24 protein-coding genes and 1 riboswitch are annotated in these 26,787 nt (G+C 65.2%); of the genes, 23 read left to right on the top strand and 1 reads right to left on the bottom strand.

Annotated features, from left to right (window positions below):
* The first annotated feature begins 51 nt into the window (after positions 1-51).
* The 13 genes from def (at position 52) to hisF (ending at position 10,962) form a co-directional block, all read left to right on the top strand.
* Positions 52-615: a peptide deformylase gene (gene def, locus ACT3TS_RS03200; protein ID WP_444530040.1), complete on the top strand. Its 564-nt coding sequence runs from the start codon at positions 52-54 to the stop codon at positions 613-615.
* Positions 612-1,532: a methionyl-tRNA formyltransferase gene (locus tag ACT3TS_RS03195; RefSeq protein ID WP_444530039.1), complete on the top strand. Its 921-nt coding sequence runs from the start codon at positions 612-614 to the stop codon at positions 1,530-1,532. Before def ends, ACT3TS_RS03195 begins: the two co-directional genes overlap by 4 nt.
* A complete protein-coding gene (locus tag ACT3TS_RS03190) occupies positions 1,529-3,115 on the top strand; it encodes an RsmB/NOP family class I SAM-dependent RNA methyltransferase (protein WP_444530038.1) in 1,587 nt (528 codons plus the stop codon). Before ACT3TS_RS03195 ends, ACT3TS_RS03190 begins: the two co-directional genes overlap by 4 nt.
* A 64-nt stretch (positions 3,116-3,179) precedes the next feature.
* A complete protein-coding gene (gene rpe / locus ACT3TS_RS03185; RefSeq protein ID WP_444530037.1) occupies positions 3,180-3,857 on the top strand; it encodes a ribulose-phosphate 3-epimerase in 678 nt (225 codons plus the stop codon).
* Between the two features lie 239 nt (positions 3,858-4,096).
* A riboswitch (FMN riboswitch) is annotated at positions 4,097-4,241 on the top strand.
* Positions 4,242-4,367: 126 nt separating this feature from the next.
* On the top strand, positions 4,368-5,102 hold the full coding sequence (gene pnuC, locus ACT3TS_RS03180; RefSeq protein ID WP_444530036.1) for a nicotinamide riboside transporter PnuC: 735 nt from the start codon (positions 4,368-4,370) through the stop codon (positions 5,100-5,102).
* Positions 5,103-5,104: 2 nt separating this feature from the next.
* On the top strand, positions 5,105-6,265 hold the full coding sequence (gene ribD, locus ACT3TS_RS03175; protein WP_444530035.1) for a bifunctional diaminohydroxyphosphoribosylaminopyrimidine deaminase/5-amino-6-(5-phosphoribosylamino)uracil reductase RibD: 1,161 nt from the start codon (positions 5,105-5,107) through the stop codon (positions 6,263-6,265).
* Position 6,266: 1 nt separating this feature from the next.
* On the top strand, positions 6,267-6,899 hold the full coding sequence (locus ACT3TS_RS03170; protein WP_444530034.1) for a riboflavin synthase: 633 nt from the start codon (positions 6,267-6,269) through the stop codon (positions 6,897-6,899).
* Positions 6,896-7,603, top strand: coding sequence for a 3,4-dihydroxy-2-butanone-4-phosphate synthase (ribB, locus tag ACT3TS_RS03165; protein WP_444530033.1), 708 nt, complete (start codon positions 6,896-6,898; stop codon positions 7,601-7,603). The genes ACT3TS_RS03170 and ribB overlap by 4 nt, the downstream gene beginning before the upstream one ends.
* Positions 7,600-8,367: a GTP cyclohydrolase II gene (locus tag ACT3TS_RS03160; protein WP_444530032.1), complete on the top strand. Its 768-nt coding sequence runs from the start codon at positions 7,600-7,602 to the stop codon at positions 8,365-8,367. The genes ribB and ACT3TS_RS03160 overlap by 4 nt, the downstream gene beginning before the upstream one ends.
* Positions 8,364-8,852, top strand: coding sequence for a 6,7-dimethyl-8-ribityllumazine synthase (gene ribH / locus ACT3TS_RS03155; RefSeq protein ID WP_444530031.1), 489 nt, complete (start codon positions 8,364-8,366; stop codon positions 8,850-8,852). The genes ACT3TS_RS03160 and ribH overlap by 4 nt, the downstream gene beginning before the upstream one ends.
* 93 nt (positions 8,853-8,945) lie before the next feature.
* Positions 8,946-9,209 carry a phosphoribosyl-ATP diphosphatase gene (locus tag ACT3TS_RS03150; protein WP_444530030.1) on the top strand — a complete coding sequence of 88 codons (264 nt, stop codon included), beginning with the start codon at positions 8,946-8,948 and terminating at the stop codon, positions 9,207-9,209.
* Between the two features lie 93 nt (positions 9,210-9,302).
* Positions 9,303-10,148, top strand: coding sequence for an ATP phosphoribosyltransferase (hisG, locus tag ACT3TS_RS03145; protein ID WP_444530029.1), 846 nt, complete (start codon positions 9,303-9,305; stop codon positions 10,146-10,148).
* Between the two features lie 43 nt (positions 10,149-10,191).
* Positions 10,192-10,962, top strand: coding sequence for an imidazole glycerol phosphate synthase subunit HisF (hisF, locus tag ACT3TS_RS03140; RefSeq protein ID WP_444530028.1), 771 nt, complete (start codon positions 10,192-10,194; stop codon positions 10,960-10,962).
* Positions 10,963-11,119: 157 nt separating this feature from the next.
* Here hisF and ACT3TS_RS03135 read toward each other — a convergent pair whose 3' ends face one another.
* Positions 11,120-11,764, bottom strand: coding sequence for a TIGR03085 family metal-binding protein (locus tag ACT3TS_RS03135; RefSeq protein ID WP_444530090.1), 645 nt, complete (start codon positions 11,762-11,764; stop codon positions 11,120-11,122).
* Between the two features lie 147 nt (positions 11,765-11,911).
* Between ACT3TS_RS03135 and hisI the strand changes: the two genes are divergently transcribed.
* The 10 genes from hisI to ACT3TS_RS03085 all read left to right on the top strand — a co-directional run bounded on the left by hisI (position 11,912) and on the right by ACT3TS_RS03085 (position 26,762).
* Positions 11,912-12,328, top strand: coding sequence for a phosphoribosyl-AMP cyclohydrolase (hisI, locus tag ACT3TS_RS03130; protein ID WP_444530027.1), 417 nt, complete (start codon positions 11,912-11,914; stop codon positions 12,326-12,328).
* A 56-nt stretch (positions 12,329-12,384) separates the two neighbouring features.
* Positions 12,385-13,938: an anthranilate synthase component I gene (locus tag ACT3TS_RS03125; protein ID WP_444530026.1), complete on the top strand. Its 1,554-nt coding sequence runs from the start codon at positions 12,385-12,387 to the stop codon at positions 13,936-13,938.
* The gene (locus ACT3TS_RS03120; protein WP_444530025.1) at positions 13,935-14,546 is read left to right on the top strand and encodes a Trp biosynthesis-associated membrane protein; all 612 of its coding nucleotides are present in this window, start codon (positions 13,935-13,937) and stop codon (positions 14,544-14,546) included. Before ACT3TS_RS03125 ends, ACT3TS_RS03120 begins: the two co-directional genes overlap by 4 nt.
* Before the next feature lie 97 nt (positions 14,547-14,643).
* Complete coding sequence (locus ACT3TS_RS03115; RefSeq protein WP_444530024.1) at positions 14,644-14,919, top strand: HGxxPAAW family protein; 276 nt, start codon at positions 14,644-14,646, stop codon at positions 14,917-14,919.
* Positions 14,920-14,921: 2 nt separating this feature from the next.
* Complete coding sequence (gene trpC / locus ACT3TS_RS03110) at positions 14,922-15,737, top strand: indole-3-glycerol phosphate synthase TrpC (RefSeq protein ID WP_444530023.1); 816 nt, start codon at positions 14,922-14,924, stop codon at positions 15,735-15,737.
* A 174-nt stretch (positions 15,738-15,911) separates the two neighbouring features.
* Positions 15,912-17,372 (top strand): tryptophan synthase subunit beta, encoded by a 1,461-nt coding sequence (trpB, locus tag ACT3TS_RS03105; RefSeq protein WP_444530022.1) that lies wholly within the window; start codon positions 15,912-15,914, stop codon positions 17,370-17,372.
* On the top strand, positions 17,365-18,231 hold the full coding sequence (trpA, locus tag ACT3TS_RS03100) for a tryptophan synthase subunit alpha (RefSeq protein WP_444530021.1): 867 nt from the start codon (positions 17,365-17,367) through the stop codon (positions 18,229-18,231). Before trpB ends, trpA begins: the two co-directional genes overlap by 8 nt.
* Complete coding sequence (gene lgt / locus ACT3TS_RS03095) at positions 18,228-19,622, top strand: prolipoprotein diacylglyceryl transferase (protein WP_444530020.1); 1,395 nt, start codon at positions 18,228-18,230, stop codon at positions 19,620-19,622. The genes trpA and lgt overlap by 4 nt, the downstream gene beginning before the upstream one ends.
* Before the next feature lie 1,031 nt (positions 19,623-20,653).
* Complete coding sequence (gene gltB / locus ACT3TS_RS03090) at positions 20,654-25,303, top strand: glutamate synthase large subunit (RefSeq protein ID WP_444530019.1); 4,650 nt, start codon at positions 20,654-20,656, stop codon at positions 25,301-25,303.
* Positions 25,296-26,762, top strand: a complete 1,467-nt coding sequence (locus ACT3TS_RS03085) for a glutamate synthase subunit beta (protein ID WP_444530018.1) — start codon at positions 25,296-25,298, stop codon at positions 26,760-26,762. The genes gltB and ACT3TS_RS03085 overlap by 8 nt, the downstream gene beginning before the upstream one ends.
* The last annotated feature ends 25 nt before the right edge of the window (positions 26,763-26,787 follow it).

Here is a 26,787-nt window from a genome sequence, read left to right as displayed (position 1 = left end):
GTTGGCGAACCGGACTTGGTTCGCATCAATATCAAAGTGAGGTGCCCACCCATGGCCATCCTGAGCATTCGCATCATTGGCGACCCCGTCCTGAGGACAGTCGCCGAGGAAGTGACAACCTTCGGCCCCGAATTGGCCAAGCTCATCGACGACATGCACCAGACAATGGTCGATGTTCGCGGAGCAGGCCTGGCGGCACCCCAGATCGGCGTCAACAAACGCATCTTCACCTACTCGGTGGACGGTGAAGAGGGCTGTGTGATCAACCCCGTCCTGGTGGCCAGTGACGACATGGCGGCGGCGGAACCCGAAGGCTGCCTGTCGGTGCCAGGCCTGGGCTTCACTGTCGAACGCCACCGCTGGGTGCGCATCACCGGTGTTGACGTGCACGGAGAACCCATCGACATGGAAGCCACAGGGACCTTGGCGAAGTGTTTCCAGCATGAAACAGACCACCTCGACGGCAAGCTCTATGTGGACCGTCTGGAAGGCGAGGACCGCAAGGAGGCGCTTCGTGCCATCCGCATGGCCAATTACGACGACGTCACCGCGGAAACAGTTGCCCAGCGGGCCCGCACCGTTGGTTCCGCTTTCAGCGCCGGTGCCGCCGAATGAGGCTTTTGTTTGCCGGAACACCAGCTGTAGCACTGCCGTCCCTTGAGGCCTTGCGGTCCGCCGGGCATGAAATCGTCGCCGTCCTGACCCGTCCTGATGCACCGCTTGGCCGCAAAAGGGTCATGACGCCGTCGCCCGTTGCCGCCCGTGCAGCGGAGCTTGGCCTGCCGGTCATCAAGGCGGACAAAATCGACGCCGACGCTGCCGCCGCCATCGCTGCAGCAGCGCCCGAGGTGGCCGCCATCGTAGCCTACGGGGCGCTGATCCCGCCGAGCGCGCTGGGCATCCCCGAGCACGGCTGGATCAACCTGCACTTCTCCCTGCTGCCGGCCTGGCGCGGGGCGGCACCGGTGCAGCACTCGGTCATCAACGGCGACGAGGTCACCGGCGCGTCCACGTTCCTGCTGGAAAAAGGGCTCGACACCGGGCCCGTCTACGGGACCATGACCGAGGCCATTCGGCCCGCCGACACGAGTGCGGCACTGCTCGAGCGGCTCTCACACAGCGGCGCCGTGCTGCTCGCGCAGACCATCGACGGCATCGCGGCCGGTCAGCTCTCGGGCGTGGAGCAGCAGGGCGAAATTTCACTGGCGCCCAAACTGTCGCTGGAGGACGGCCACGTGCACTGGGACGATCCGGCCCTGGCCATCAACCGCAGGATCCGCGGAGTCACCAGCGAACCGGGTGCGTGGACCATGCTGGCCGGTCAGCGCTTTAAGCTGTCGCCGGTGCTGCTGCGCACCGATGTCACAGATTTGGCTCCGGCCCGGCTGCGGATTGAGGCGAAGTCGGTGCTGGTTGGCACGGGATCGCACGCCGTGGAACTGGTTCAAGTCCAGCCTGCGGGCAAAAAACTTATGCAAGCAACAGACTGGGCTCGAGGCCTGGCCAACAAGGAAGATGTGGTGTTTGAATGACCAGCGAGCAAGGCGGACGTTCGAGCCACCGCGACAACGGCCAGGGACGCGGAGGTCCGGGCGGTTCGGGCCAGGGCGGGGCCGGCGGGGTCAGGCGCCGCGATGACGCAGGGCGCGAACGCAACCGCGGCACCGCCCGGAACAGGACCGAAACGGCGCCCGGCCAACGGACACGTGTCGCTGACCCGGCACGACTGGTTGCCTTTGAGGTGCTCCGTGCGGTCTCGGCCGACGACGCGTACGCGAACCTGGTGCTTCCCACACGCATCCGCCGCCACGGCCTTGACCGCCGCGACGCCGGCTTTGCCACCGAACTCACCTACGGCGCGCTGCGCGCCCAGGGCACCTACGACGCGATCCTTGCCAGCTGTGTTGACCGCCCGCTCAGCGAGCTTGACCCCGCCATTTTGGATGCCCTGCGCATTGGCGCCCACCAGCTGATGGCCATGCGTGTGCCGACACACGCCGCACTGGACCAGACGGTCGGCCTGGCCCGTGCCGTGATTGGTGCCGGCCCGTCGGGGCTGGTCAACGCCGTGCTGCGAAAGGTTGCGGCAAAGGAATTGCCCGAGTGGATCAGCGAGCTCACCGCGGGGCTCAGCGATGACGTCAAGATTGCCTCGATCGAACACTCGCACCCGGAGTGGATTGTGCGCGCCATGCGCCAGGCCCTCGTGGCCCACGGCCGGGACGTCTCCGAAATCACGGCCCTGCTGGAGGCCGACAACGCAGCCCCCGTGGTCAACCTCGTGGCGCTGCCCGGTCTCGGCGACCTCTCCGAGGCTTTCGAAGCCGGCTTCACGCCCGGGGAGCTGGTGGCGGACTCCGCCCTTTCCTCCGGTGGCGACCTGAGCCGGCTGGAGAGCGTCCGCGAAGGCTCCGTTCGTGTCCAGGACGCCGGATCTCAGTTGGTCGCCCGGGCCCTGGCCGCGGTGGAGATCACCGCTGAACCAAACGACGGCGAGGAACGCTGGCTTGACCTGTGCGCAGGCCCCGGCGGCAAGGCAGCCCTGCTGGCAGCACTCGCGGCCGAAAAGGGCGCCTGGCTCCTTGCCAACGAGCCCGCAGTCCACCGCGCCAAGCTGGTGTCCCAGGCACTTGGCGCCGTGCCGGGGGACAGCTGGACTGTTCGCACCGGCGACGGCCGGGACATTGGCAAGGAGCACCCCGAGTCGTTCGACAGGGTTTTGGTTGACGCCCCGTGCACCGGACTCGGCGCCCTGCGGCGCCGTCCGGAATCACGCTGGCGCCGCAAGCTCTCCGATGTCACCGAGCTTGGCCCGTTGCAGCGCGAACTCCTTGCCTCCGCACTGGCAGCCGTCAAGCCCGGGGGAGTTGTTGCCTACGTGACCTGTTCCCCGCATGTGGCAGAAACCATCGCGGTGGTTGAGGACGCCATGCGCAAGCGGGACGACCTGGAACTGCTTGACGCCGGTGCAGCCCTTGACGCCGCCAGCCTGGCCGGGAACTTGGGTGCGGGCAATGCCGGTTCGCCCCTGCCCGCCCACCAAAAAATGGCCCAGCTGTGGCCGCACATCCACCAAAGCGACGCCATGTTCCTGGCGCTGATCCGCAAAAACTGATCCGCGGGAACCGGCGCTCCATGCCGCCACAAGAAATATCCCACCAAGAAGATGAGGTTCCTTCGTGACAAGCCGTTCGTCCACCTGTTGCATCAACCCCAGCATCCTGTCAGCCGACTTCGTCAATCTCCAGGCCGAGCTGGCCCGGATCGCCAACGCCGACGCAGTGCACGTCGACGTCATGGACAACCACTTTGTGCCCAATCTGACTATTGGTCTTCCCGTGGTTGAACGGATCCAGCAGATCAGCCCGGTGCCGCTGGACGCGCACCTGATGATTTCCGACGTCGACCGCTGGGCTCCGCTGTACGCTGACGCGGGCCTGGACTCGGTGACGTTTCATGTGGAGGCGTCGGACGCGCCCATCAAACTGGCCAGGGAACTGCGGGCCCGGGGAGCCAAGGCCGGGATGGCGTTGCGGCCGGCAACCCCCATTGAGCCCTACCTGGACATGCTGCCCGAGCTCGACATGTTGCTGATTATGACGGTTGAGCCCGGGTTTGGCGGGCAGGCCTTCTTGGACGTCACCCTGCCGAAAATCCGCCGGGCCAGGGCCGCCATTGAAGGCAGTGGCGTCGACGTTGCCATCCAGGTGGACGGCGGCATCACGGAGGAGACCATTACGCGCGCGGCCGAAGCCGGGGCGAATGTGTTCGTGGCGGGTTCGGCCGTCTACGGCAAGCCCTCGCCCGCCGAGGCCATTGACTCGCTGCGCGCCAAGGGCCGGCTCGCCTTCGGCTGACAGCTAGCCGGCAACCCATTTCGAGTTTGCAGCTGTTGGACCGGACAGCGCTTTCCGAGGCGTTTTCCGTCCAACAACTGCAAACTCGAACTCCGGGGGTGGTGGGTGCGGGGCGGACCCGTTACGCAGCCGGGAATGAATCCGGCCCGCCAGCGCTTGCACCAATGGCAGTCCCGGCACCAAAAAAGTGCCATAATGTAAAAAGGCGCCCGCAATCGCGGGTGCTGCAATTGAAACATCACGTGCTCCGGGGTCGGTGTAATTCCGAACCGGCGGTTATAGTCCGCGACCCGCGCGCAGCAGGCTGGAAACAGCAGGCAGCGCTCGGCTGATCTGGTGAAATTCCGGAACCGACAGTTAAAGTCTGGATGGGAGAAGCACGAACAGTTTTGGCCGTCAGGTCAAGGGTGTGGCGGAAGCATTTTCAGATCCGCCGCGCACCCCTTGCACCCTGCGTGCCCGCTGTCGTTACCCCCGGAGCCATCGCGGTCTCGAAAGGGCAGGGTAACGATGGACTTTCTGCGATGGCTCTTTGACGCCAAACTTGAATTCGCCGGCGGCGGATTCCTGCTCTGGCGTGAAGTCATAGGCAATCTTTTTGGGCTCGCCAGCGCCCTCGGCGGCATGCGCCGTAAAATCTGGGCCTGGCCGGTCGGCATCATCGGCAACCTCCTGTTGTTCACGGTCTTCATGGGCTCGGTCTTCGGCTCGCCGGACCACGTCAACCTGCTGGGCCAGGCCGGCCGGCAAATCATGTTCATCGCCGTGTCCGTCTACGGCTGGCACCGCTGGAACCAGACACGCCACGGGAACAACGACGACGGCACGCATGTGGGCGAGGCGGTCCAGCCCCGCTGGGCCGGAGTCCGCGTCCGCTGGATACTGGTCGGCACCATGATTGCCGGCACCGCAATCCTCATCCCCATCTTTAGGGCCCTGGGCTCCTACGAACCGGTCTGGGCGGACGCCTGGATTTTCATGGGATCGCTCCTGGCAACCTACGGCATGGCCAAGGGCTGGGTTGAGTTCTGGCTGATCTGGGTCGTTGTGGACCTCGTGGGCGTGCCGCTGCTCTTCAGCGCCGGCTACTACGCGTCGGCATTCATGTACATCTTCTACGGTGCATTCACCCTGACCGGATTCTTCGTATGGTGGAGGGTGCGGCACAACAGTGATGCCGAAGCCCGCCGCGTGTCAGTTGACACCACCTTCCCCGACATCACTGTGGGCAACAGAGAGGCCTGACCATGAACTTCAGCAACATGAACCACGGATCCTTTAACCAGGATCCCTACAGCACGGAGCCGGAACACTTCACCGGGGCCGAGATTCTCGGCATGGAAACGGCACTCTCGGCCGCACGGCAGGGCGTGCGTGGCGCCAATCCGCTGGTCGGAGCCGTCATCATCGACGCCGACGGCACCTTCCTTGCCATCGGCCACCACGGCGGAGCAGGCACCGCCCATGCCGAAGCGGACGTGATCAACAGGCTCCTCGGCACAGGCGTCAAGCGTGACTTGTCGGCGGCCACGCTCATTGTCACCCTGGAACCCTGCAGCCATTTCGGGCGCACGGGACCGTGCACGCAGGCAATTCTCGACGCCGGCATCGGCAACGTGGTTTTCGCCGTCCGCGACCCGCACCTGCCGGCTTCCGGCGGCGCTGACATCCTCCACAAGGAAGGCATCAACGTCAGGATGGGGCTGATGGCCGAGGAGGCAGAAGACATGAACCGGCAGTGGTTTGTTGCTGTCCGTGACAGCCGGCCATTCATCACTGCCCGGCTGGCGCAGACGGTCGACGGCCGGATTGCCGCCGTGGACGGCACCAGCCAGTGGATCACCTCCCAAGAATCCCGGCAGGATTCACACGAACTGCGGGCCCGCGTGGATGCCATTGTTGTGGGCACCGAAACCGTCATTGCAGACAACCCGCGCCTGACGGCCCGGGCAGCCGACGGCACCTACGCCGCCAAGCAGCCGCTGCGCGTCGTCATGGGCATGCGCGAAATTCCGGCGGATGCCGCCGTCCGCGGCGCCTCGGGCATCCCCAGCAGCCCGGACCGCCTGGGCGACGACGACTTCCTCGCCCTGCACACGCACGATCCCGCCGCCGTCGTGCGTGAACTGCAGGAGCGCGGCGTGGGGCACCTCATGATCGAAGGCGGCGCCAAGATCAACGCGGCATTCCTGGCCCGGGGGCTGGTGGATGAACTCGTCGTATACCTGGCCCCGACCCTGCTGGGCGCCGGCATACCCGCCCTGACCGACCTGGGCATCGGCACCCTCGGCGACGCCCAGCGGTGGGAATGGGACGCCACCACCAGGGGCCCCGTCGAAGTGCTGGGCCCGGACCTGAAATTGACGCTGATGCCGGCCAAGGCGGCCCCCAGCGATGAAGGAAACTGACATGTTTACGGGAATTATCGAAGGACGCGGCACCGTGGTGCGGCTGCAGGCGCAACCGGAAACGGACAGCGCCGTGCTGGTCCTCAAGGCAGGGGACGTCCTTGACGGACTGGATTTGGGCGGCTCGATCGCCATCAACGGCGTGTGCCTGACGGCGGTGGCCCTGGGCGACGGCAACGTTGAGGTCGACGTCATGGGCGAAACCCTGCTCCGCACCACCACCGGCGAACTGCACGCGGGCGACACCGTGAACCTCGAACGCTGCGTTGTGGCCGGCGGGCGCCTGGACGGCCACGTCGTGCAGGGCCATGTTGACGGTGTCGGCTCGCTGCTGGAACGCGAGAGCCTTGGCGCATGGGACAGGCTCCGCTTTGCCGTGCCGCGAGAACTGGGGCAGTACATTGCCGAAAAGGGTTCCATCGCCATCGACGGCGTCTCGCTGACGGTCACGGCCGTCAGCCCGGCCAGCGAACCCGAACAATGGTTTGAGGTCGGGCTCATCCCCGTGACCCTGGCCAACACCGGCCTCGGCGGCAAGCCCGTGGGCGGCACCGTCAACCTTGAGGTCGACGTGCTGGCGAAATACGCCAAGCGCCTCCTTGAATTCAGCGCGCACAAGGGAGCCTCATCATGAGCGGCACAACAAATCCGGCAACCCTCCTTGACCCCGTCCCGCTGGCCATCGCCGCCATCGCACGCGGGGAGGCCGTGCTCGTGGTCGACGACGAGGACCGCGAGAACGAGGGCGACATCATTTTCGCCGCCCAGCACAGCACACCCGCACTCATGGGCTGGACCATTCGGCACAGTTCCGGCGTCATCTGCGTGCCCATGGACGGTGCCCACGCCGACAAGCTGGCCCTGCCGCCCATGGTTGTGCACAACCAGGACGCCAAGGGCACGGCCTACACGGTCAGCTGCGATGCGGCCGCCGGGGTGTCCACGGGCATCAGCGCCACCGACAGGTCGCTGACCGCCACGGTTTTGGCCGGTCCGCAGGCCACGCATGACGTCGTCACGCGCCCCGGGCACATGTTCCCCCTTCGCGCTGTGGCCGGGGGAGTGCGGATGCGGGCCGGGCACACCGAAGCCTCGGTTGAATTGTGCCGGCTGGCCGGCTGCGAGCCCGTGGCAGTCATCGCCGAGGTCGTTGACGACAGCGGAGAAATGGTGCGGCTCCACGGCCTGCGCGACTTCGCCGACGACCACGGCCTGCTGTTGATTTCCATCGCCGAACTGATCACCCACCTGGCTGCCGCCGATGATGCTGCCGTCGGCGATCCTGCCGCCGGCGGAGCAGATCCTGTCGACGGGGCAGAGCAGGGGAGCCTGGCATGAGCGGCCACCCGACAGGTGTGGCCGGCGGGCCGGTGGTGCAGCTGCCCACCCGCTTTGGCACCTTTGTGGCGCAGGCCTGGATTGATGCGGAGACCGGGGCCGAACACCTCAGCCTCAGCGCGCCGGGCGAGGCAGCCGAAGCCCGTGGGGACGTGTCGGCGCAAAGCCAGGGCGGCGCCGTCGTGCCACTGGTCCGGTTGCACTCCGAATGCCTGACGGGCGACGTTTTTGGTTCCTACCGCTGTGATTGCGGCGAACAGTTGGATTATGCCCTGGCCATGATCCACAGGATGGGCGGCACCCTCGTGTACCTGCGCGGGCACGAAGGGCGGGGGATTGGGCTGGCGAACAAGATGCGTGCCTACAGCCTGCAGGAAGCCGGTGCGGACACGGTGGAGGCCAACGAACAATTGGGTCTGCCCGTGGACGGGCGCGACTATGCGGCCGCGGCCGGGATTCTGCATTCACTGGGGCTGAGCCGCATCGACCTGCTCAGCAACAACCCGTTGAAGCGGGCCGACCTGTCCCGGCATGGCATCGAGGTTGTGAATGTGGTGCCCGCGGAAGTTCCTGCGCGCGCCGAGAACGTCCGCTACCTGCAGACCAAGCGGGACCGCATGCACCACGCATTGTCGGCCGCCAGCCCGGCCACCACCCCGGGCACCACCCCGGCGGATCCGGCGAGGACAGCACCAATCCCGCCGGCATCCATCAGCCCGGCACCCAAACACGCAACCCCACCCACGGAAGGACACACAGCATGAGCGGACACGGAGCACCCACCATCGGTTTCAACCCCGAGGAGAAGTCGGCGGCAGCCGGCCTGAAGCTGGCCATCGTCGCTGCCAGCTGGCACACGGAGATCATGGACGGCCTGCTCGCCGGCGCGTTGCGCGGGGCAGCCGACTCGGGCATTGACAACCCCACGGTCGTAAGGGTTCCCGGCAGCTTCGAGCTGCCCGTGGCTGCGGCGCGGCTCGCCCCAACGTACGACGCGGTCGTGGCCCTGGGGGTCGTCATCCGCGGCGGCACGCCGCACTTTGACTTTGTGTGCCAGGCGGCCACCATCGGGTTGACGGACGTCAGTGTGCGCACGGGCACCCCCGTCGGCTTCGGTGTGCTGACCTGCGACACCGAAGACCAGGGTCTTGCCCGCGCCGGCCTGCCCGGTTCTGTGGAGGACAAGGGCCACGAAGCCACAACGGCAGCCCTTGCCACGGCCCTGACGCTGGCACAGCTCGGCGCCTGACACTGCCGGAAGGCAGCGGAAATGTGTTCACATGTTGGACACGCGCCGTCCCGGAATCCCGGGACGGCCGCCCAACCCAGTAAGGTGGACTGCGTGAAGACCTTCGAATCCCTTTTTGATGAGCTCAGTGCGAAAGCCGAAGCCCGGCCCGCTGGCTCCCGTACCGTCGTCGAACTTGAATCCGGCGTTCACGGTATCGGCAAGAAAGTGGTTGAGGAAGCCGCCGAGGTGTGGATGGCCGCCGAGTATGAGTCGGATGAAGCCTGCGCCGAGGAGATTTCCCAACTGTTCTACCACCTGCAGGTCATGATGATCGCCAAAGGTTTGACACTTCAGGACGTTTACAAGCATCTCTAGCCACCCGCCGTGGCTGCTTTTTCGTCCCTGAACTGGCATTGTCTTGAATGCCGCAACCTTTTGTGCCTGAACCGAACCTGAAAGATATTTCCCATGCTCCGTGTTGCCGTACCCAACAAGGGTTCCCTGTCCGAAGCCGCCTCAGCGATGTTGGCGGAGGCCGGCTACCGCCAGCGCCGCGACTCCCGCGAACTCGTCATGGTCGACCCTGACAACAACGTTGAATTCTTCTTTCTCCGCCCCCGTGACATCGCCGTTTACGTTGGCGCCGGCACCTTGGATGTCGGCATCACGGGCCGCGACCTGTTGATGGACGCCCAGGTGGACGCCGAGGAGCTCCTGCCCCTGGGCTTTGCCAAGTCAACTTTCCGCTTCGCCGGCCCGGTGGGTGACTTCAGCAGTGCTGCCGAGCTTGAGGGCAAGCGCCTGGCCACCAGCTACGACGTGCTGCTGCGCGAATACCTGGCCGAACTTGGCATCAACGCCCAGGTCGTCCGGCTCGACGGCGCCGTGGAATCCTCCGTCCGCCTCGGCGTGGCAGACGCCATTGCCGACGTCGTCGAAACCGGCAGCACGCTGAAGGCCGCCGGGATGGAAATCTTCGGCGAGCCCATCCTGAACTCCGAAGCGCTCCTGATTGGCCGCCGCGGCGTCACCCCGCCGGCCGGCGTTGAGGTCTTGATCCGCCGGCTGCACAGCGTGCTCGTTGCACGCCAGTATGTGCTCCTTGACTATGACGTCCCCAAGACGCTCATGGAGAAGGCCACGGCGTTGACCCCCGGCCTGGAATCACCCACCGTTTCGCCGCTGCGCGACAGCGACTGGGTTGCCGTCCGCTCCATGGTTTTGGCCAAGGACACGAACCGCATCATGGATGAACTGTACGAGCTCGGCGCCCGCGCCATCCTCGTCAGCAACATCCACGCCTGCCGCATCTAACAGACGGCCGCCCCAGCAACTCAAGACTAAGAAGGTACCTGCCATGAGTGTTGCCATCAGGGTCATTCCCTGCCTTGACGTGGACAACGGCCGGGTGGTCAAGGGCGTCAAATTCCAGAACCTGCGTGACGCAGGGGATCCCGTTGAACTTGCACAGCGGTACGACCGTGCCGGCGCCGACGAGCTGACGTTCCTGGACGTGACCGCATCCTCCGGCAACCGTGAGACAACCTTTGATGTCGTTTCACGCGCCGCCGAGCAGATCTTCATCCCGCTGACAGTGGGCGGGGGAGTGCGCGAGGTGTCCGACGTCGACAAGCTCCTGCGCCACGGTGCCGACAAGGCCTCCATCAACACCGCAGCCATAGCCCGTCCCGCGGTGATTGACGAGATCACCCGGCGCTTCGGCTCCCAGGTGCTGGTGCTCAGCGTTGACGCGCGGCGCACCCAGGCCGGGAGCACGCCGTCGGGCTTTGAAGTCACAACCCACGGCGGCCGCAAGGGGACCGGGATTGACGCCATCGAATGGGCGAAGGAGGCTGCCGACCGCGGTGTGGGGGAGATCCTGCTGAACTCGATCGACGCCGACGGCACGAAGGAAGGCTTTGACCTGGAGCTGATCCGCCTGGTCCGTGCGGCCGTCCACATCCCGATCATCGCCTCGGGCGGTGCCGGCAAGCCCGAGCACTTCCCGCCGGCTGTTGCCGCGGGCGCCAACGCCGTGCTGGCAGCATCCGTGTTCCACTTTGGTCCGGACAGTGCCATTGCCGACGTCAAGAAGGCCATCCGCGACGCCGGCTACGAGGTTCGCTGACCAAGGCGCGAACCGCCCCGCCGCCAACCGGAACCCAACCCACCCACCAGCTGACCCGCAGTCGTGGTTGCTGGATCAATTGAAACCAGTTGATCCAGCAACCATAGCTGCGGGTCAGTTGTTTAGGTGAGTTGCTTAAGTGGTGAGTTGCATCAGGCTAGAGGCCCACTTCAGCCGTCTGCAGCAGTGTGACGGCGTCGGGCTGGCCCTCGAAAGAGACGAGCGCCTGGCCGGTGCGTCCGTTGGCGTGCATGAGCAATTCGCCGGGATCGCCAATGATGGCCACCGACACGGGCGCGCGTTTGGCCACATGGCGCGGGCCTTCGGGATTAACGAGGACTATGCCCAGATCCACGCTGCGATAAAGAATTGCTGCCCGTTTCAGGAGCTCTACCCAGAGCGCCTCTGAGTAGTCGGCATCCAGTGCGCGGGGGGCCCAGCGGTCGGTTGCGCGCCTGACATCCTCGGTGTGCACAAAGAACTCCGACAGGTTCGCACTGTGGTCAACCGTCTTCAGGGCAAACAGTGACATTTTGGGCGGACCGGCACGAAACTTCTCCACCAGGGCCGCAAAGGATTCGGGCGTACTGGACGCGGCTGCGAGCTTGGCAATGGCCTTTTCGGTGGCCTTTTTCCAAGGCTTCAAGACCATTCCCAAACCTACGCGGGGGTTGTGTTCGCGCAGGTAGAGGTGCGCAGCCAGTTCCTGGGTTCGCCATCCAGCACACAGCGTGTCAGCTCCCGGACCGGCTGCCAGCAGGGTCTCGGCGAGGTATTCACGGGAAGGTTCAACAAATTGCATCACTTTTGAAATTAGCATGTATTCGCCCCGGTGTGCACCAGGAACCGCCGCAAGGGGATGTCTAGTTGAGTATTGGCTGCGCCGAGTGAGGCAGCCGGCGGCGGCGATGGCCCCCCGGAACGTTTTCTGGCACTAGAATTGAATGCGATGCAGCAAAGCCCAGAACCCCAGTCAACGGCAGTGAATTCCACCGGCCAGCCGCCCCTCGAGTTGTCCGCGGATGTTGCCGCGATGCTTAAACATGATGGTGCCGGCCTGGTGGCGGCCATCATCCAGCAGTTCGACAGCAGCGAGGTCCTCATGCTGGGCTGGATGGACGACGAGGCGTTGCGCCGCACACTCACCTCGGGCCGGGTCACGTTCTACTCCCGCTCACGGCAGGAGTATTGGCGCAAGGGCGACACCTCCGGGCATTTCCAATATGTGAAGTCCGTGGCGCTCGACTGCGACGGCGATGCCCTGTTGATCACTGTCGACCAGGTCGGGGCGGCCTGCCACACCGGCACGCACACCTGCTTCGACGCCCGGACGCTGGGCGCAGTAGTGGGCAGCCGCGGGGAATAAGCCCGCCGCCCGTTTCGCGTCCTCCACCCGCTTGACTGAAGAAAGCCAACCATTCCATGCAAGATTTAGGTGTCATCAGCCCCACTTTGGCGGAATTTCGGGAATTGGCCCGAACCCGCAGGGTTGTCCCCGTCCATCTGAAAGTCCTCGCCGATGCGCAAACGCCCATCGGACTCTACCGCTCCCTTGCGGCCGGGGCCCCCGGCACCTTCTTGATGGAATCGGCTGCCGTGGGCGGTGTCTGGTCGCGCTACTCATTCATCGGCGTGCGTTCCAGCGCCACCCTGACAACCGACGACGGCGGGGCGTTCTGGCAGGGGCAGCCTCCCGCGGGCGTGCCGCTGGCAGGCAACCCCGTGGACGCCATGGAAGCCACGCTGAAGCTGCTGGCCACCGAGCGCTTTGAGGGGCTGCCGCCCTTCACCTCGGGCCTGGTGGGTTTTGTTGGTTGGGAGGCTGTGCGGCACTGGGAAAAGCTCCCTTCGCCGCCAGCCGACGACCTGCACCTTCCCGAAATGGCCTTGAACCTTGTGGCCGACATGGCCGTCCACGACAACAACGAAGGCACGGTGCTGCTGATCGCCAATGCCATTAATGCCAACGGCACCGACGACAACGTCGACGGCGCCTGGCATGACGCCGTCGGGCGTGTCCGGGCCATGGTGGACCAGCTGCGCAAACCGCTCGTCCAGCCCATGTCCGTGGTGGACGTTCCGGCCGCCAGCTTTGCCGAGAGCGTGCACGAGCAGTGGGACCGCAACGAGTACCTGAAGGCCCTCGACCTGGCGAAGGAAGCCATTGTTGACGGTGAGGTGTTCCAGGTGGTGGTCTCGCGCCGCTTTGAAATGGCCTGCGAAGCCACGGCGCTGGACGTGTACAGGGTGTTGCGCAACACCAACCCCAGCCCCTACATGTACCTGTACAGCTTTGAGGACTCCCAGGGGCAGCCGTACTCCATCGTCGGGTCCTCACCCGAGGCACTTGTCAGCGTGCTGGGCAGCGAAGTCATCACCCACCCCATCGCCGGCTCCCGCCCCCGCGGCGCCACCACCGAGGAAGACAAGTGGCTGGCCAAGGACCTGCTGGCCGATGAGAAGGAACGCTCCGAGCACTTGATGCTCGTTGACCTGTCCCGCAACGACCTTTCCAAGGTGTGCGTGCCGGGCACGGTGGATGTCACCCAGTTCATGGAGGTGGAGCGCTTCAGCCACATCATGCACCTGGTCTCCACCGTGGTGGGAACATTGGAGCCCGACAGGAGCGCCTACGACGTGCTGGCGGCAACGTTCCCGGCCGGGACCCTGTCCGGGGCGCCCAAACCCCGCGCGCTGCGGCTGCTGGACGAGCTCGAACCGATCCGGCGCGGCATTTACGGCGGCGTCGTCGGCTATCTGGACTTTGCCGGGGACATGGACATGGCCATCGCCATCCGTTCGGCCCTGCTGCGCGACGGCAAGGCGTATGTGCAGGCAGGCGGCGGCATCGTGGCTGATTCGGTGAACGAAACCGAGGCCGAGGAAACAGTCAACAAGGCGGCAGCGCCGCTGCGGGCCGTGTATGCGGCGGCGTCGCTGCGGGCCCTGGATGAGAACGCAGGAGACTACTCGTGAACACTGAACTTCCACATACGACGGCGAGGGCCGTCCCGTTTTGGCAGCGCAAGTCAACCTTGATCCTGCTGGCCGTCCTGGCAGCCCTGGCCGTTTTTGGCACGACAACGCAGACGTGGATCCATGTTGCCGTCGGCCAGGGCGAAGTGGCCCAGTCGGACCTTGACATCCCGGGCAGCAAAGCTGCCGTGGCTGTCTCGGCGCTGGCACTGGTAGCCCTGGCCGGGGCCCTTGCCACCAGCATTGCCGGGAAAGTCGCCCGCATTGTGACCACGGCGATCGTGTTTCTGGGAGCGGCGGGGATTGTCGCCGTCGTGCTGGGCATTCTGGCCGACCCGGCGGCTGCGGCCATGACCGAGGTTGGTGCCGCAACAGGCATCGAGGGGCAGGGATCAAACGCAACCACCACCATTTTCCCGGTCCTGGCCATTGTGGCCGCCGTCGTGCTGGGGGTGGCTGCGCTGCTGGTCCTGTGGTTCGGACGGTCCTGGAGCGTGCGAACCAAGTACGACGCCGCCAAGGCAGCCCCGGCAGGCGCCTCGGCCGAGCCGGTGGACGAGATTGACAGGTGGGACCAGCTGAGCCGCGGCGAGGACCCGACGGCATAAGTGCGGCACATGCCCGCGGTGTGCGCAGCTTTGGGATTCCACGGGCAACTAATGGCAGAATGTATTTCAGTATCCGCGTTAAATAGGGAGATTTACCATGAGCAACAAGTCGGCTGCAACAGTATCCGTGCAGGAACCCATTGACCACAGCATTGAGCTGGGGCACGGAAACAGCCCGGCAGCGTGGTCAAGCGTCACGGTCATGCTGGTGGGTGTCATCATTGGCTGCATCGCCTTCCTGATCGGCGAGAGCGCAACCATGTTGTTCTGGATCGGTGTGGGCGTCATCGCCGTCGGCGTCATCCTCGGCCCGGTACTGAAGGCCGCCGGCTACGGTGTTGGCGGCAGCAAGCTGAAGAGCAACGGCCACTAGCAGTGAGCGTATTGCTGGACATCATTGACGGCGTCCGGAAGGACATGCTGGCCCGGCAGGAGAAAGTCAGCCTGGCCGAGCTGCAGGAGCAGGCCAGGAACACCGCCCCGGCACTGGACGCCTGGGCCGCGCTCGGCGGCGAATCCACCTCCCGGCCGGAGCTGAAGGTCTTTGCTGAAGTCAAGCGCCGCAGCCCATCGAAGGGTGACTTGGCCGGCATCGCCGACCCGGCCGCGTTGGCGCGCCTGTACCAGGACGGCGGTGCATCGGTCATCAGCGTGCTCACCGAACAACACCGCTTCGGCGGCTCGCTGGCCGATCTTGACGCTGTTCGTGCCGCCGTGGACATTCCGGTGCTCCGCAAGGATTTCACCTGCGACGAGTACATGATCTGGGAAGCCCGCGCCCACGGCGCCGATCTGGTCCTGCTGATTGTTGCAGCGCTCGACGATGAGGAGCTGGGCAGCTACCTGGCCCTGACGCATGAACTGGGCATGAATGCGGTGGTGGAAACACACACCGCAGAAGAGCTCGACCGGGCCGTGGCAGTTGGCGCCAAGATCATTGGCATCAACGTCCGCAACCTGAAAACACTGGACGTGGACCGCGGCGTGTTTGCCGCACTGGCCGGAAACATTCCGGCCGGCCCCATCGTGGTGGCCGAATCAGGTGTCCGTGACGTGTCCGACGTCGAGCATTACAGTGCCAATGGCGCCCACGCCATTTTGGTGGGTGAGGCGCTCGTGAAGGATTCAACCCCCCGCGAACGGATCGCCGAATTCAAGGCAGCCGGGGCGCTGGCAATCAGCGCACGGTAGCGCAGGGCCCGTCCGGCAACGGGCGGGCCTTTCGCAGCTTGGCGGCTGCCGCTGCGCAGCACGGCTGCCACACCGGCGCTTTCAGCCTTAAGCAGGTCGGCGGGCGCACCCGCTGGCGCCACCGCTCAAAGATAATGTAATGCACAACTATCCAGGAAAAGGACGGTGGAATTGATGGCTCAAGTGCCAGCAGCTTCGTCACAGGATCCCGCTGACATGGTGGATCCGGCAACAGCTTTCCTGCAGGGCGCCGTCCCTGCAGACTCAACACCCGAGCCTTCGCTGCGGCACGCGCCCGGCCCGTACTTTGGCAGCTACGGCGGCCGTTGGATGCCGGAATCGCTCATCGCCGCCCTGGACGAGCTTGAGGACACCTTTGAAAAAGCCAAGGCCGACCCCGAGTTCCTCGCCGAGATTGCCGAACTGAACAAGAATTACTCCGGCCGCCCCTCGCTGCTGACCGAGGCCAAGCGCTTCAGCGCACACGCCGGCGGCGCCCGGGTGTTCCTCAAACGCGAAGACCTGAACCACACGGGTTCGCACAAGATCAACAACGTCATCGGCCAGGCACTCCTGGCCAAGCGCATGGGCAAGACCCGCCTCATCGCCGAGACCGGCGCCGGCCAGCACGGCGTGGCAAGTGCCACGGCCGCCGCCCTGCTGGGCATGGAATGCGTCGTCTACATGGGCGCCGAAGACTGCCGCCGGCAGGCACTCAACGTTGCCCGAATGCAGCTGCTCGGGGCAACCGTTGTGCCCGTGACCAACGGCTCGCAAACACTCAAGGATGCGATCAACGACGCCCTGCGCGACTGGGTCGCCAACGTTGACAACACCCACTACCTGCTCGGCACGGCGGCCGGCGCCCACCCGTTCCCGGCCATGGTGCGCTTCTTCCACGAAGTGATCGGCGAGGAAGCCCGCGGCCAAATCATCGACCAAATCGGACGCCTGCCCGACGCCGTCTGCGCCTGCATCGGCGGCGGCTCCAACGCCATCGGCCTGTTCCACGGCTTCCTCGACGACGCCGGCGTGAAGATTTACGGTTTTGAGGCAGCCGGCGACGGCGTCGACACCGGCCGCCACGCGGCCACCATCACCCTGGGCCGACCCGGCGTGCTGCACGGTGCCCGCACCTACCTGATGCAGGACGACGACGGCCAAACCATCGAGTCGCACTCCATCTCCGCGGGCCTTGACTACCCGGGCGTCGGCCCCGAGCACTCCTACCTGCACGACATTGGCCGGGTCACCTACGAGGCCATCACCGACACCGAAGCGATGGACGCCTTCAAGCTGCTGTGCCGCACCGAAGGCATCATCCCGGCCATTGAGTCGGCGCACGCCCTGGCCGGTGCCTTGACGGTGGGCAAGCGGCTTGTCGTCGACGCAGGGAAGCCCGAGGACGTGGTGATCATCGTGAACCTCTCGGGCCGCGGTGACAAGGACGTGCAGACGGCGGCCGAGTGGTTCGACATGCTGGATGAAGACGGCAATGTGAAGGGCACAATGCTTTCCACCCGGAGTGCCAAGGGTGCAGCCCACGGCGGCGGCGCCGTCCCGGCTTCCGATGCCGGAGCTTCAGCGACCGGCCCAGCCGCGGACATCAATGCAGAGGATGCCAGCAATGAGTGAGACACACAGCAACACGACTGGCCCCGGCGCGACTGCGCCCGACGCGATTGCCAGCAAGTCTGCGGCCGCCATCGAGCGGGCCAAGGCTGCAGGGCGCAAAGCCCTGATCGCCTACCTGCCGGCAGGGTTCCCCGACAAGCAGGGCTCCATCGATGCAGCCATTGCCGTGGCCCGCAACGGTGCCGACATCATTGAAATCGGCATCCCGTACTCCGACCCTGTCATGGACGGTGCCGTCATCCAGGCAGCAACCACACAGGCCTTGGAAAACGGCTTCCACGTTTCCGACGTCTTTGACATCGTTGCCGCCATCACGGCGGAAACCGATGCCGCCGTCATGGTCATGACCTACTGGAATCCCGTCATGCGCATGGGCGTTGACGACTTTTCCCGCCGCCTGGCAGCAGCCGGCGGTGCCGGCCTGATCACCCCGGACTTGATTCCGGACGAGGCAGCCGAGTGGTTTGCCGCCTCCGACAAGTACGGCCTGGACCGCGTGTTCCTGGTCGCCCCGTCCTCCACACCGGAACGTGTGGCCATGACCGTTGCGGCCACGCGCGGATTCGTCTACGCAGTGTCCATCATGGGCGTCACCGGGGCCCGCAGCTCAGTCTCCACCGCAGCCGAAGCAGTGGTCGCCGCGGCACATGCCGCCGGCGCCGAACGCGCCTGCGTGGGCCTGGGCGTCTCCCAGGCCAAGCATGTCCGTGAGATTGCCGCCTATGCTGACGGGGTCATTGTCGGCACGGCACTGGTTGCCGCACTGCGCGACGGCGGCGTGCCCGCCGTCGGCGCCCTGGCCAAGGAACTCAGCTCCGGCTTCGCAGCCCCCTCCACCACGGAAGCAGCCAGCCTGTGATTTCTTCTCTCGCACCCCACGCCCTTGCGGCCTCCATCCCGGCCCCCACATGGTCCGGATTTGATCTTGGCCCGCTGCGCATCCATGCCTATGCGCTGTGCATCCTGCTGGGCATCATTGCGGCAATCTGGCTGACCGACCGTCGCTGGAAGCGCCGCGGCGGCCCCGAGGGATCCATCTGGGACATCGCCATCTGGGCCATTCCCTTTGGCATCATCGGCGGCCGGCTCTACCACGTCTTCTCCTCGCCCGAGGCCTACTTTGGCCCCGGCTTCGACGGCACCGGCGACCTGTCGCTGATACCGCAAATCTGGCTTGGCGGCCTCGGCATCTGGGGCGCAGTTGTGCTTGGCGTGGTGGGTGCCTGGATTGGCTGCCGCCGCGCAAACGTGAAGATCTCGGCGTTCATCGACGCCGCAGCCCCGGGAATCCTCCTCGCCCAGGCCCTCGGCCGCTGGGGCAACTACTTCAACCAGGAACTTTTCGGCGGGCCCACCACCCTGCCGTGGGGCCTGAGCGTTTCACCCGAATTTGTGCCCGCCGGCTACAGCCCCGACACCTTGTTCCACCCCACATTCCTGTACGAATGCGTCTGGAACCTGCTGGGTGTGGCCGTGCTGCTGCTTGTGGACCGCAAGCTGAAGCTGCGCTCCGGCCGGCTGTTCCTGCTCTACGCGATGATCTACACGGCAGGCCGGGTGTGGATTGAAATGCTGCGCATCGACACAGCCGAACAAATCACGTTCTTCGGCGTCACCGCCCGCCTGAACGTGTGGACAAGCATCCTCGTCTTCGTGGTGGCGTTGGTCGCCTTCATCGTGATCACGTACGCCCGGCGTGGCCGGGACAGCGAGTCCGTCTACCTGGCAGGGCGCGAACCCGCCATGGTTGGTGCCGACGTGGACGAGCCCGCTTCGGAGAAGACCGCCGCACGGACCAAGGATTCCGACGCTGCGCTGTCGAAGGACACGGGGTTGCCCAAGGACACTCGGTTGTCGAAGGAGGCCGGGTTGCCCAAGGACACTGCGGCAACGGCCAAGAACGACGACGACGCCCCCGCGGGCAGGCGTTCCGGCAGCCGCGCTGTGGTTGGGTCCGCGACGGACTCCGCGCAGAATTCGGCGACAGACGAAGGCAAGCCTGCCGCGGGTGACAAGTCTGCAACTGGTGACACAAACACTGTTGATTCTGTGGCTGACAAGTCTGTGGCTGGTCCTTCAGTGGCTGGAGATGCAGCCGGATCCGAGTCGGCGCCAGAGGGCGCGGCTGACGCTGCTCCTGCGGCAACGCCGGACGCCGAAGCCGCCCCACGAGACGCTGCCACGGCCGACAAGCCTCGGCCTGCCGAAGCAACCGGCGCCACTGAGCACGATCCGGCCAAGGAGGCCTGAGCAACAGCCATCGCGCATAGTTGTTGCGGCTGCTTCTTGCGGCGTGAAGGGTCGAGCATGACGTAAAAGGGCGGTTCCGGAATTCCGGAACCGCCCTTTTGTGATGGCCGTGTCTAAAGGGCGTTGCCTCGTTGCCTCGTTGCCTCGTTGGCGCGTTGGCGGGCCGCTACGCTGCCAGCCGCCAGTAGGATGGTGCCCCTGCCGGCCTCCCGTACATCCGACAGTGCCGCCTGAGGGTTGCTGTGACTGCGCCACGGACATGGAGTCGATGACGGGGCGCAGCTTCTGCACCATCGGATGCACAGTGACACCGTCTGGTTGAACAGCCAGATACTGAACAGCGTCGCCGTTTCCTGTCTCAGGGGATCGGGGATCTCGTGCCGGTGTGTCGCCGAGAATCGCCCCGAGCCGTCATGTGCGGCTTCCGTTACGCCGAGAACGACCCGGAGGCGCGAGAATGCATCAAGATACGCCTTTCTCGCGAGCTTGAACCAATCTCGACGTGTATTTCCATCTCAACCTCGGCGGATCCGCTGTGACTGCCGGAATGCTCCGGCATTTCACACAACGTCAGTGCGGACAGGCTGGCGTGCTTTGCGTCGCTGCCGCGTCTGGTCCGTCGGCTGTGACGATTTGTTAGCAGCCCGTGGGTGGACAGCGCCTGGTCCCAGCGAAGTGCAGCTGCCGCGGATGAGACGTGCGGAAATGGGCTTCAAACCGACGCGCATGCTCATTATTATGACTGATCGTGCATACTCATCCAATATCTAAGATTCGTATATTCCGTTGACGCTGGCAGTTATATAGTGAAACACGCCGCACGAGAGGTTGTGACCCAAATATCCAGCCTCCTTTGTGCAAGTGCACTATGAACCATCCGTTCTGCTGCATGCACGCCCGGTGAACAGTTCCGGAAACCCCCCGGGCGGCCCCGGCAAGTACGGAAACAAGCACTGAAACCAGCAGCACCGTTGAGGAAGATCCGCTTTCCCAACGCACGGGCCAGCGTCGTCCCCCACCAGCGCTCATTTATGGGGAAGGACTCACACGTCGTGACAACGAAAACAGCACGGGGCTCCCACCGGCCGCAGGCCGTCTCACCGTTCACCCGCTTCGCCGCCATGCCCGCCCAAGCGGGCCTGTACCGGCCGGAAAGTGAAAAGGATGCCTGCGGGCTGGCCATTGTCGCCACCCTGCGCGGCACCCCGGACCACGACATTGTGCAAAAGGCACTGGTGGCCCTTCGCAACCTTGAACACCGCGGCGCCGTGGGAGCCGACGAAGGCACCGGCGACGGCGCAGGCATCCTGACTCAAATCCCCGCAGCCTTTTTTCAGGAGGTCGCGGGCTTTGACCTGCCGGCCCCCGGAAACTACGCCGTCGGCACTGCCTTCCTGCCCACCGGAACGCTGGACAAATCCGCAGCGATGGCCGGACTCGAAGCACTGGCCGAAAGTGAAGGACTGGAGGTCCTGGGCTGGCGGGAAGTCCCCGTGGCTGCCGATCTGGTCGGTGCCAGTGCACGGGCCTGCATGCCGTTCTTCAGCCAACTTTTTGTGGCCCTGGCCGCTGAACCCAGGGAACCGTTGGATGCGACAACCGCCAATGAGCTCGACCGGAAGGCCTTCCGAGTCCGCAAGCGGGCGCAGCAAAAATTCGGTGTCTACTTCCCGTCGTTCTCATCAAAGACCATTGTCTACAAGGGCATGGTGACAACCGCCCAGCTCGAACCGTTCTACCCGGACCTTTCGGATCCGCGTTTCGCCACCAAGCTGGCGGTCGTGCACTCACGCTTCTCCACCAACACCTTCCCGTCCTGGCCGCTGGCCCAACCGTTTCGGACCATTGCCCACAACGGTGAAATCAACACCGTCAAGGGGAACCGGAACTGGATGCGCGCCCGTCAGTCGACCCTGGCGCACAAGCTGCTGGGGGACACCCCCGAGGAGCTGTTCCCCATCTGCACCCCGGGAGCATCGGACTCCGCCTCCTTCGACGAAGTGGCAGAGTTGCTGTGGCTTGCAGGACGCCCCATCACCGAGGCGGTCATGATGATGATCCCCGAGGCCTGGGAAAACCACACCACCATGGATCCCGCCCGCAAGGCGTTTTATGAGTACCACTCGCTTTTGATGGAGCCCTGGGACGGCCCCGCCGCCGTGTCCTTCACCGACGGGACGCTGGTTGGCGCCACCCTTGACCGCAACGGCCTGCGCCCTGCCCGCTTCTGGATTACCGACGACGGCCTGGTGGTCCTCGCGTCGGAAGTGGGTGTGCTGGATCTTGACCCCGCCACCATTGTGAAGAAGGGCCGGGTCGCGCCCGGCACCATGTTCCTCGTCGACACCGACAAAGGCGAGCTCATCAGCGACGCCGACATCAAGGCCCGGGCCGCCGCCGCGCACCCCTACGCGGCATGGGCCCGGGAAAACACGATCGCACTCACGGACCTTCCCGAACGAGAGCACATTGTCCACACCACGGCGTCGGTGCTGCACCGCCAGCGCACGTTCGGCTACACCACCGAGGAGCTGAAGATCCTGCTGGGCCCCATGGCGCGCACAGGTGCCGAGCCCCTCGGCGCGATGGGCACCGACACTCCCGTCGCCGTGCTGTCCACGCGTCCGCGGCTGCTCTTCGACTACTTTGTCCAACAGTTCGCCCAGGTGACAAACCCGCCGCTGGATGCCATCCGCGAGGAACTTGTCACCTCCCTGAACACCGCCATTGGACCGCAGGGGAACCTGCTGTCCCGCAGCAAGGTCACGGCCCCGCAACTGGCGTTGACCTTCCCGGTCATCGACAACGACGAACTGGCGAAGATCGCCAACATGGAAACGCCCATGAAGGACGATGGCTCCGGCGGCGAGCGGATTTCCATGAAGGTGCGCGGCCTGTACAAGGTCGACGGCGGAGAGCCCGCCCTGCGCGCCCGGCTCACCGAGATCTGTGAGCAGGTGTCCGGCGCCATCAATCGCGGCGTGCAATACGTCGTGCTTTCCGACAGGGACTCAACAGCCGCGTGGGCACCCATCCCGTCGCTGCTGGTCCTCAGCGCGGTGCACCACCACCTGCTGCGCAGCGCCAACCGCACCAAGGTTTCCCTGGTCGTGGAGGCCGGTGACGTCCGCGAGGTCCACCACGTGGCCGTGCTGGTGGGCTACGGTGCGGCAGCCGTCAACCCCTACCTGGCCATGGAATCCGTGGAGGAACTGATTCGCAACGGCGACGTCACCGGGGTGACACCGCAAGAAGGCGTCAGCCACTTGATCAAGGGCCTGGGCAAGGGCGTCCTGAAGATCATGTCCAAGATGGGCATCTCCACCGTGTCCTCCTACTGCGGCGCCCAAACCTTCGAGGCACTGGGCCTGGGCCAGGATCTCATCAACGAATACTTCACCGGAACCGTGTCCCAGCTGGGCGGCGTCGGCCTGGACGTCATTGCCAAGGAAGTTGCGGCACGGCACATCCTGGCCTACCCCGTGGACGGCGTTGACGTCCCCCACCGCCCGCTCCTTGGCGGCGGCGAATACCAGTGGCGCCGCGACGGGGAACCGCACCTGTTCAACCCCGACACCGTCTTCCGCCTGCAGCATGCCACCCGTGAACGCCGCTACGACATCTTCAAAAAGTACACGAACGGCATCGACGACCAGGCCAACAAGCTCAACACGTTCCGGGGCCTGCTCACGTTCAAGCACCGGGAGCCGGTGTCGCTGGAGGAAGTTGAACCGGTGGCAAGCATTGTGAAGCGTTTCTCCACCGGCGCCATGAGCTACGGGTCCATTTCGCAGGAGGCCCACCAAACCCTGGCCATCGCCATGAACCGGCTCGGCGCCAAATCCAACACCGGCGAGGGTGGCGAAGACGTTGAGCGTCTCCTTGACCCGGAACGCCGCAGCGCCATCAAACAAGTCGCTTCGGGCCGCTTCGGTGTGACCAGCCTGTACCTGACCAATGCGCAGGACATCCAGATCAAGATGGCCCAGGGTGCCAAGCCCGGCGAGGGCGGCCAGCTCATGGCCAAAAAGGTGTACCCGTGGATCGCCGAGACTCGGCATTCGACGCCTGGCGTGGGGCTCATCTCGCCGCCGCCGCACCACGACATCTACTCCATCGAGGACCTTGCCCAGCTGATTTACGACTGCAAGCGGGCCAACCCAGCCGCCCGCGTCCACGTCAAGCTGGTCTCCGAAATGGGGATTGGCACGGTGGCGGCCGGCGTGACCAAGGCCAAGGCCGACGTCGTGCTGGTGTCAGGGCACGACGGCGGCACCGGCGCCAGCCCGCTGAACTCGCTCAAGCATGCAGGCATGCCGTGGGAGCTGGGGCTGGCCGAAACCCAGCAGACGCTGCGCCTGAACGGGCTGCGCGAGCGGGTTGTGGTGCAGGTCGACGGCCAGCTGAAAACGGGCCGCGACGTCGTCATTGCGGCCCTTCTCGGGGCTGAGGAATACGGTTTCGCGACGGCCCCGCTGGTGGTTTCCGGCTGCGTCATGATGCGCGTGTGCCACCTTGACACCTGCCCCGTGGGTGTTGCCACCCAGAATCCCGAACTGCGCCAGCGATTCACCGGAAAACCGGAATTCGTGGTGAACTTCTTTGAGTTCCTGGCCGAGGAGGTCCGGGAAATCCTTGCCGAACTTGGTTTCCGCAGCCTCGAGGAGGCCGTCGGGCAGTCGGGCGTGCTGGACCTTAAGGCAGCCATGAACCATTGGAAGACGGAGGGGCTTGACCTCAGCCCCATCCTCTCCGATGCGGGCGTGCCTGCCAGCGCCCCCGTGCGCCAGCTGAGCAAGCAAAACCACGAGCTTGAGAAGCACTTTGACCAGCAGCTGATCACGATGGGAGCCGAGGCGCTCAACAACCGGGAGCCGGTCAAAATCAGTGTCCCCGTCGTCAACACCGACAGGTCCGTGGGCACCATGCTCGGCTACCACGTGACCAAGACGTTCGGCACGGACGTGCTGGGACCCGACACGATCGACGTGACCTTGACGGGCCAGGCCGGCCAGTCGCTCGGCGCCTTCCTGCCCGCCGGCATCACCCTGCGGCTGCTCGGCGACGCCAACGACTACGTCGGCAAGGGCCTCTCCGGCGGCCGGATCACCGTGCGTCCCGACAGGAAGAACACCTTCGCGGCGGCCGAGAATGTGATCGCCGGCAACGTCATCGGCTATGGCGCCACGAGCGGGGAAATGTTCCTGCGCGGCCTGGTGGGGGAGCGCTTCCTCGTCCGCAACTCGGGCGCCACGGCCGTCGTCGAAGGCATCGGTGATCATGGCTGCGAGTACATGACCGGCGGACGGGCCTTGATTCTGGGGCCCACCGGGCGCAACTTCGGCGCTGGCATGTCAGGCGGCACCGCCTACGTCCTTGACCTGGAACCAAGCCTCGTGAACAAGGGCGCGCTGGAGTCGGGGGAGCTTTCCCTGTTGAAGCTCGACGGCGTTGACGCGGACATTGTCCAGTCACTTTTGCTCCGGCACGCCGAAGAGACGGGCTCTGAGACGGCGGCGGCCCTGCTGGCCGAGCTGCCGGCCGCGCTGGCCCGCATGACCAAGATCCTTCCCCGCGATTATGCAGCAGTTTTGGAAACCCGCCTGGCAGCCGCCGAGTCGGGCGAAGACCCGGATGGCGCAACCGTCTGGCAGAAAATTTTGGAGGTCACCGGTGGCTGATCCGCACGGTTTCTTGAACAATCGCGAACGCATCACCCAGACCCGGCGCCCCGTTCCGGTCCGCCTCATGGACTGGAAGGAGGTCTATGAGGCGCAGGAAAAGGGTGTGCTGAAGTCCCAGGCGGGACGTTGCATGGACTGCGGCGTGCCGTTCTGCCACCAGGGCTGCCCGCTGGGGAACCTCATCCCCGAATGGAACGACCTCACCTGGCGGGACAAGGGTGAAGAGGCCGCCGAACGGCTGCACGCAACCAACAACTTCCCTGAGTTCACCGGGCGGCTGTGCCCGGCACCCTGCGAAACGTCCTGCGTGCTCGGCATCAACCAGCCGGCCGTGACCATCAAACAGGTTGAGGTCTCCATCATTGACGAGGCCTTCAACCAGGACTGGGTCCACCCGCTGCCGCCGGCCAGGCTCACAGGCAAGACGGTCGCCGTCGTAGGTTCAGGACCGGCAGGGCTGGCAGCAGCCCAGCAGCTGACCCGGACCGGACACACAGTGGCGGTGTATGAGCGCGACGACCGGATCGGCGGGCTGCTGCGCTACGGCATCCCCGACTTCAAGCTGGAAAAGAACAGCGTGGACCGCCGCGTCGCCCAGATGGAGGCGGAAGGCACCCGCTTCCGCACCGGGGTCGAGGTGGGCAAGGACATCGGGTGGGAACAACTGCGCCGCCGCTACGACGCCGTCGTGGTGTGTACCGGGGCAACCGTGCCGCGGGATCTGCCCATTCCGGGCCGCGGCCTCAACGGCGTGCATTTCGCCATGAACTACCTGGTGCAGGCCAACAAGACGGTCGCGGGGGACTCCCTGGTCAGTGGCGCCAGCGGGCACATTGACGCCCGCGGCAAGCATGTGGTCATTCTGGGCGGCGGCGACACCGGGGCCGACTGCCTTGGCACGGCCCACCGCCAGCAGGCTGCCTCCGTGACAACGCTCGCCATCGGGGCCCAGCCGCCGGTGGAACGCACCGCAGCCCAGCCGTGGCCCACCTTCCCCAACCTCTTTGAGGTGGCAAGTGCCCATGAAGAGGGCGGCGAGCGGAGCTACCTGGCCTCGACAGTTGAATTCCTGGGACAGGACGGTGTCTTGACGGGACTGAAGATTGCCCACACCGAATATGTCGACGGCCGCAGGGTCCCCAAGGAAGGCACCGAACGGATCATTCCGGCGGACCTGGTGTTTTTGGCCTTGGGATTCACGGGGCCGGAGTCGGCCGAACTGGTTCACCAGCTGCCCGTGACGTTGAATGCACGCTCAAATGTTAACCGTGATGGCCATTACATGACGGGCCGTGACGGAGTCTTTGCAGCGGGGGATGCAGGGCGCGGCCAATCGTTGATTGTTTGGGCGATTGCGGAAGGCCGGGCGTGCGCCGCCGCAGTCGACAAGTACCTGATGGGCGAGACATTTCTGCCTGCTCCCGTCTCACCCACTGATTCAGCTATCGGTGTCTAGCCCCGAGGCGATAGGCTGTCTGAGG

This window comes from Specibacter sp. AOP5-B1-6, assembly GCF_052376555.1.
In the GTDB taxonomy this organism is placed as follows: domain Bacteria; phylum Actinomycetota; class Actinomycetes; order Actinomycetales; family Micrococcaceae; genus Specibacter.
Note: the sequence above shows the minus strand (reverse complement) of the source record. Positions and strands in the feature narration are given on the sequence as shown.

Bases quoted from the DNA above. Each gene is read 5' to 3' on its own strand.
- def (WP_444530040.1), top strand. From the start codon at position 52: ATGGCCATCCTGAGCATTCGCATCATTGGCGACCCCGTCCTGAGGACA.
- ACT3TS_RS03195 (WP_444530039.1), top strand. From the start codon at position 612: ATGAGGCTTTTGTTTGCCGGAACACCAGCTGTAGCACTGCCGTCCCTT.
- ACT3TS_RS03190 (WP_444530038.1), top strand. From the start codon at position 1,529: ATGACCAGCGAGCAAGGCGGACGTTCGAGCCACCGCGACAACGGCCAG.
- pnuC (WP_444530036.1), top strand. From the start codon at position 4,368: ATGGACTTTCTGCGATGGCTCTTTGACGCCAAACTTGAATTCGCCGGC.
- ribD (WP_444530035.1), top strand. From the start codon at position 5,105: ATGAACTTCAGCAACATGAACCACGGATCCTTTAACCAGGATCCCTAC.
- ACT3TS_RS03170 (WP_444530034.1), top strand. From the start codon at position 6,267: ATGTTTACGGGAATTATCGAAGGACGCGGCACCGTGGTGCGGCTGCAG.
- ribB (WP_444530033.1), top strand. From the start codon at position 6,896: ATGAGCGGCACAACAAATCCGGCAACCCTCCTTGACCCCGTCCCGCTG.
- ACT3TS_RS03160 (WP_444530032.1), top strand. From the start codon at position 7,600: ATGAGCGGCCACCCGACAGGTGTGGCCGGCGGGCCGGTGGTGCAGCTG.
- ribH (WP_444530031.1), top strand. From the start codon at position 8,364: ATGAGCGGACACGGAGCACCCACCATCGGTTTCAACCCCGAGGAGAAG.
- hisG (WP_444530029.1), top strand. From the start codon at position 9,303: ATGCTCCGTGTTGCCGTACCCAACAAGGGTTCCCTGTCCGAAGCCGCC.
- hisF (WP_444530028.1), top strand. From the start codon at position 10,192: ATGAGTGTTGCCATCAGGGTCATTCCCTGCCTTGACGTGGACAACGGC.
- ACT3TS_RS03135 (WP_444530090.1), bottom strand. From the start codon at position 11,764: ATGCAATTTGTTGAACCTTCCCGTGAATACCTCGCCGAGACCCTGCTG.
- hisI (WP_444530027.1), top strand. From the start codon at position 11,912: ATGCAGCAAAGCCCAGAACCCCAGTCAACGGCAGTGAATTCCACCGGC.
- ACT3TS_RS03125 (WP_444530026.1), top strand. From the start codon at position 12,385: ATGCAAGATTTAGGTGTCATCAGCCCCACTTTGGCGGAATTTCGGGAA.
- ACT3TS_RS03115 (WP_444530024.1), top strand. From the start codon at position 14,644: ATGAGCAACAAGTCGGCTGCAACAGTATCCGTGCAGGAACCCATTGAC.
- trpB (WP_444530022.1), top strand. From the start codon at position 15,912: ATGGCTCAAGTGCCAGCAGCTTCGTCACAGGATCCCGCTGACATGGTG.
- trpA (WP_444530021.1), top strand. From the start codon at position 17,365: ATGAGTGAGACACACAGCAACACGACTGGCCCCGGCGCGACTGCGCCC.
- gltB (WP_444530019.1), top strand. From the start codon at position 20,654: ATGGGGAAGGACTCACACGTCGTGACAACGAAAACAGCACGGGGCTCC.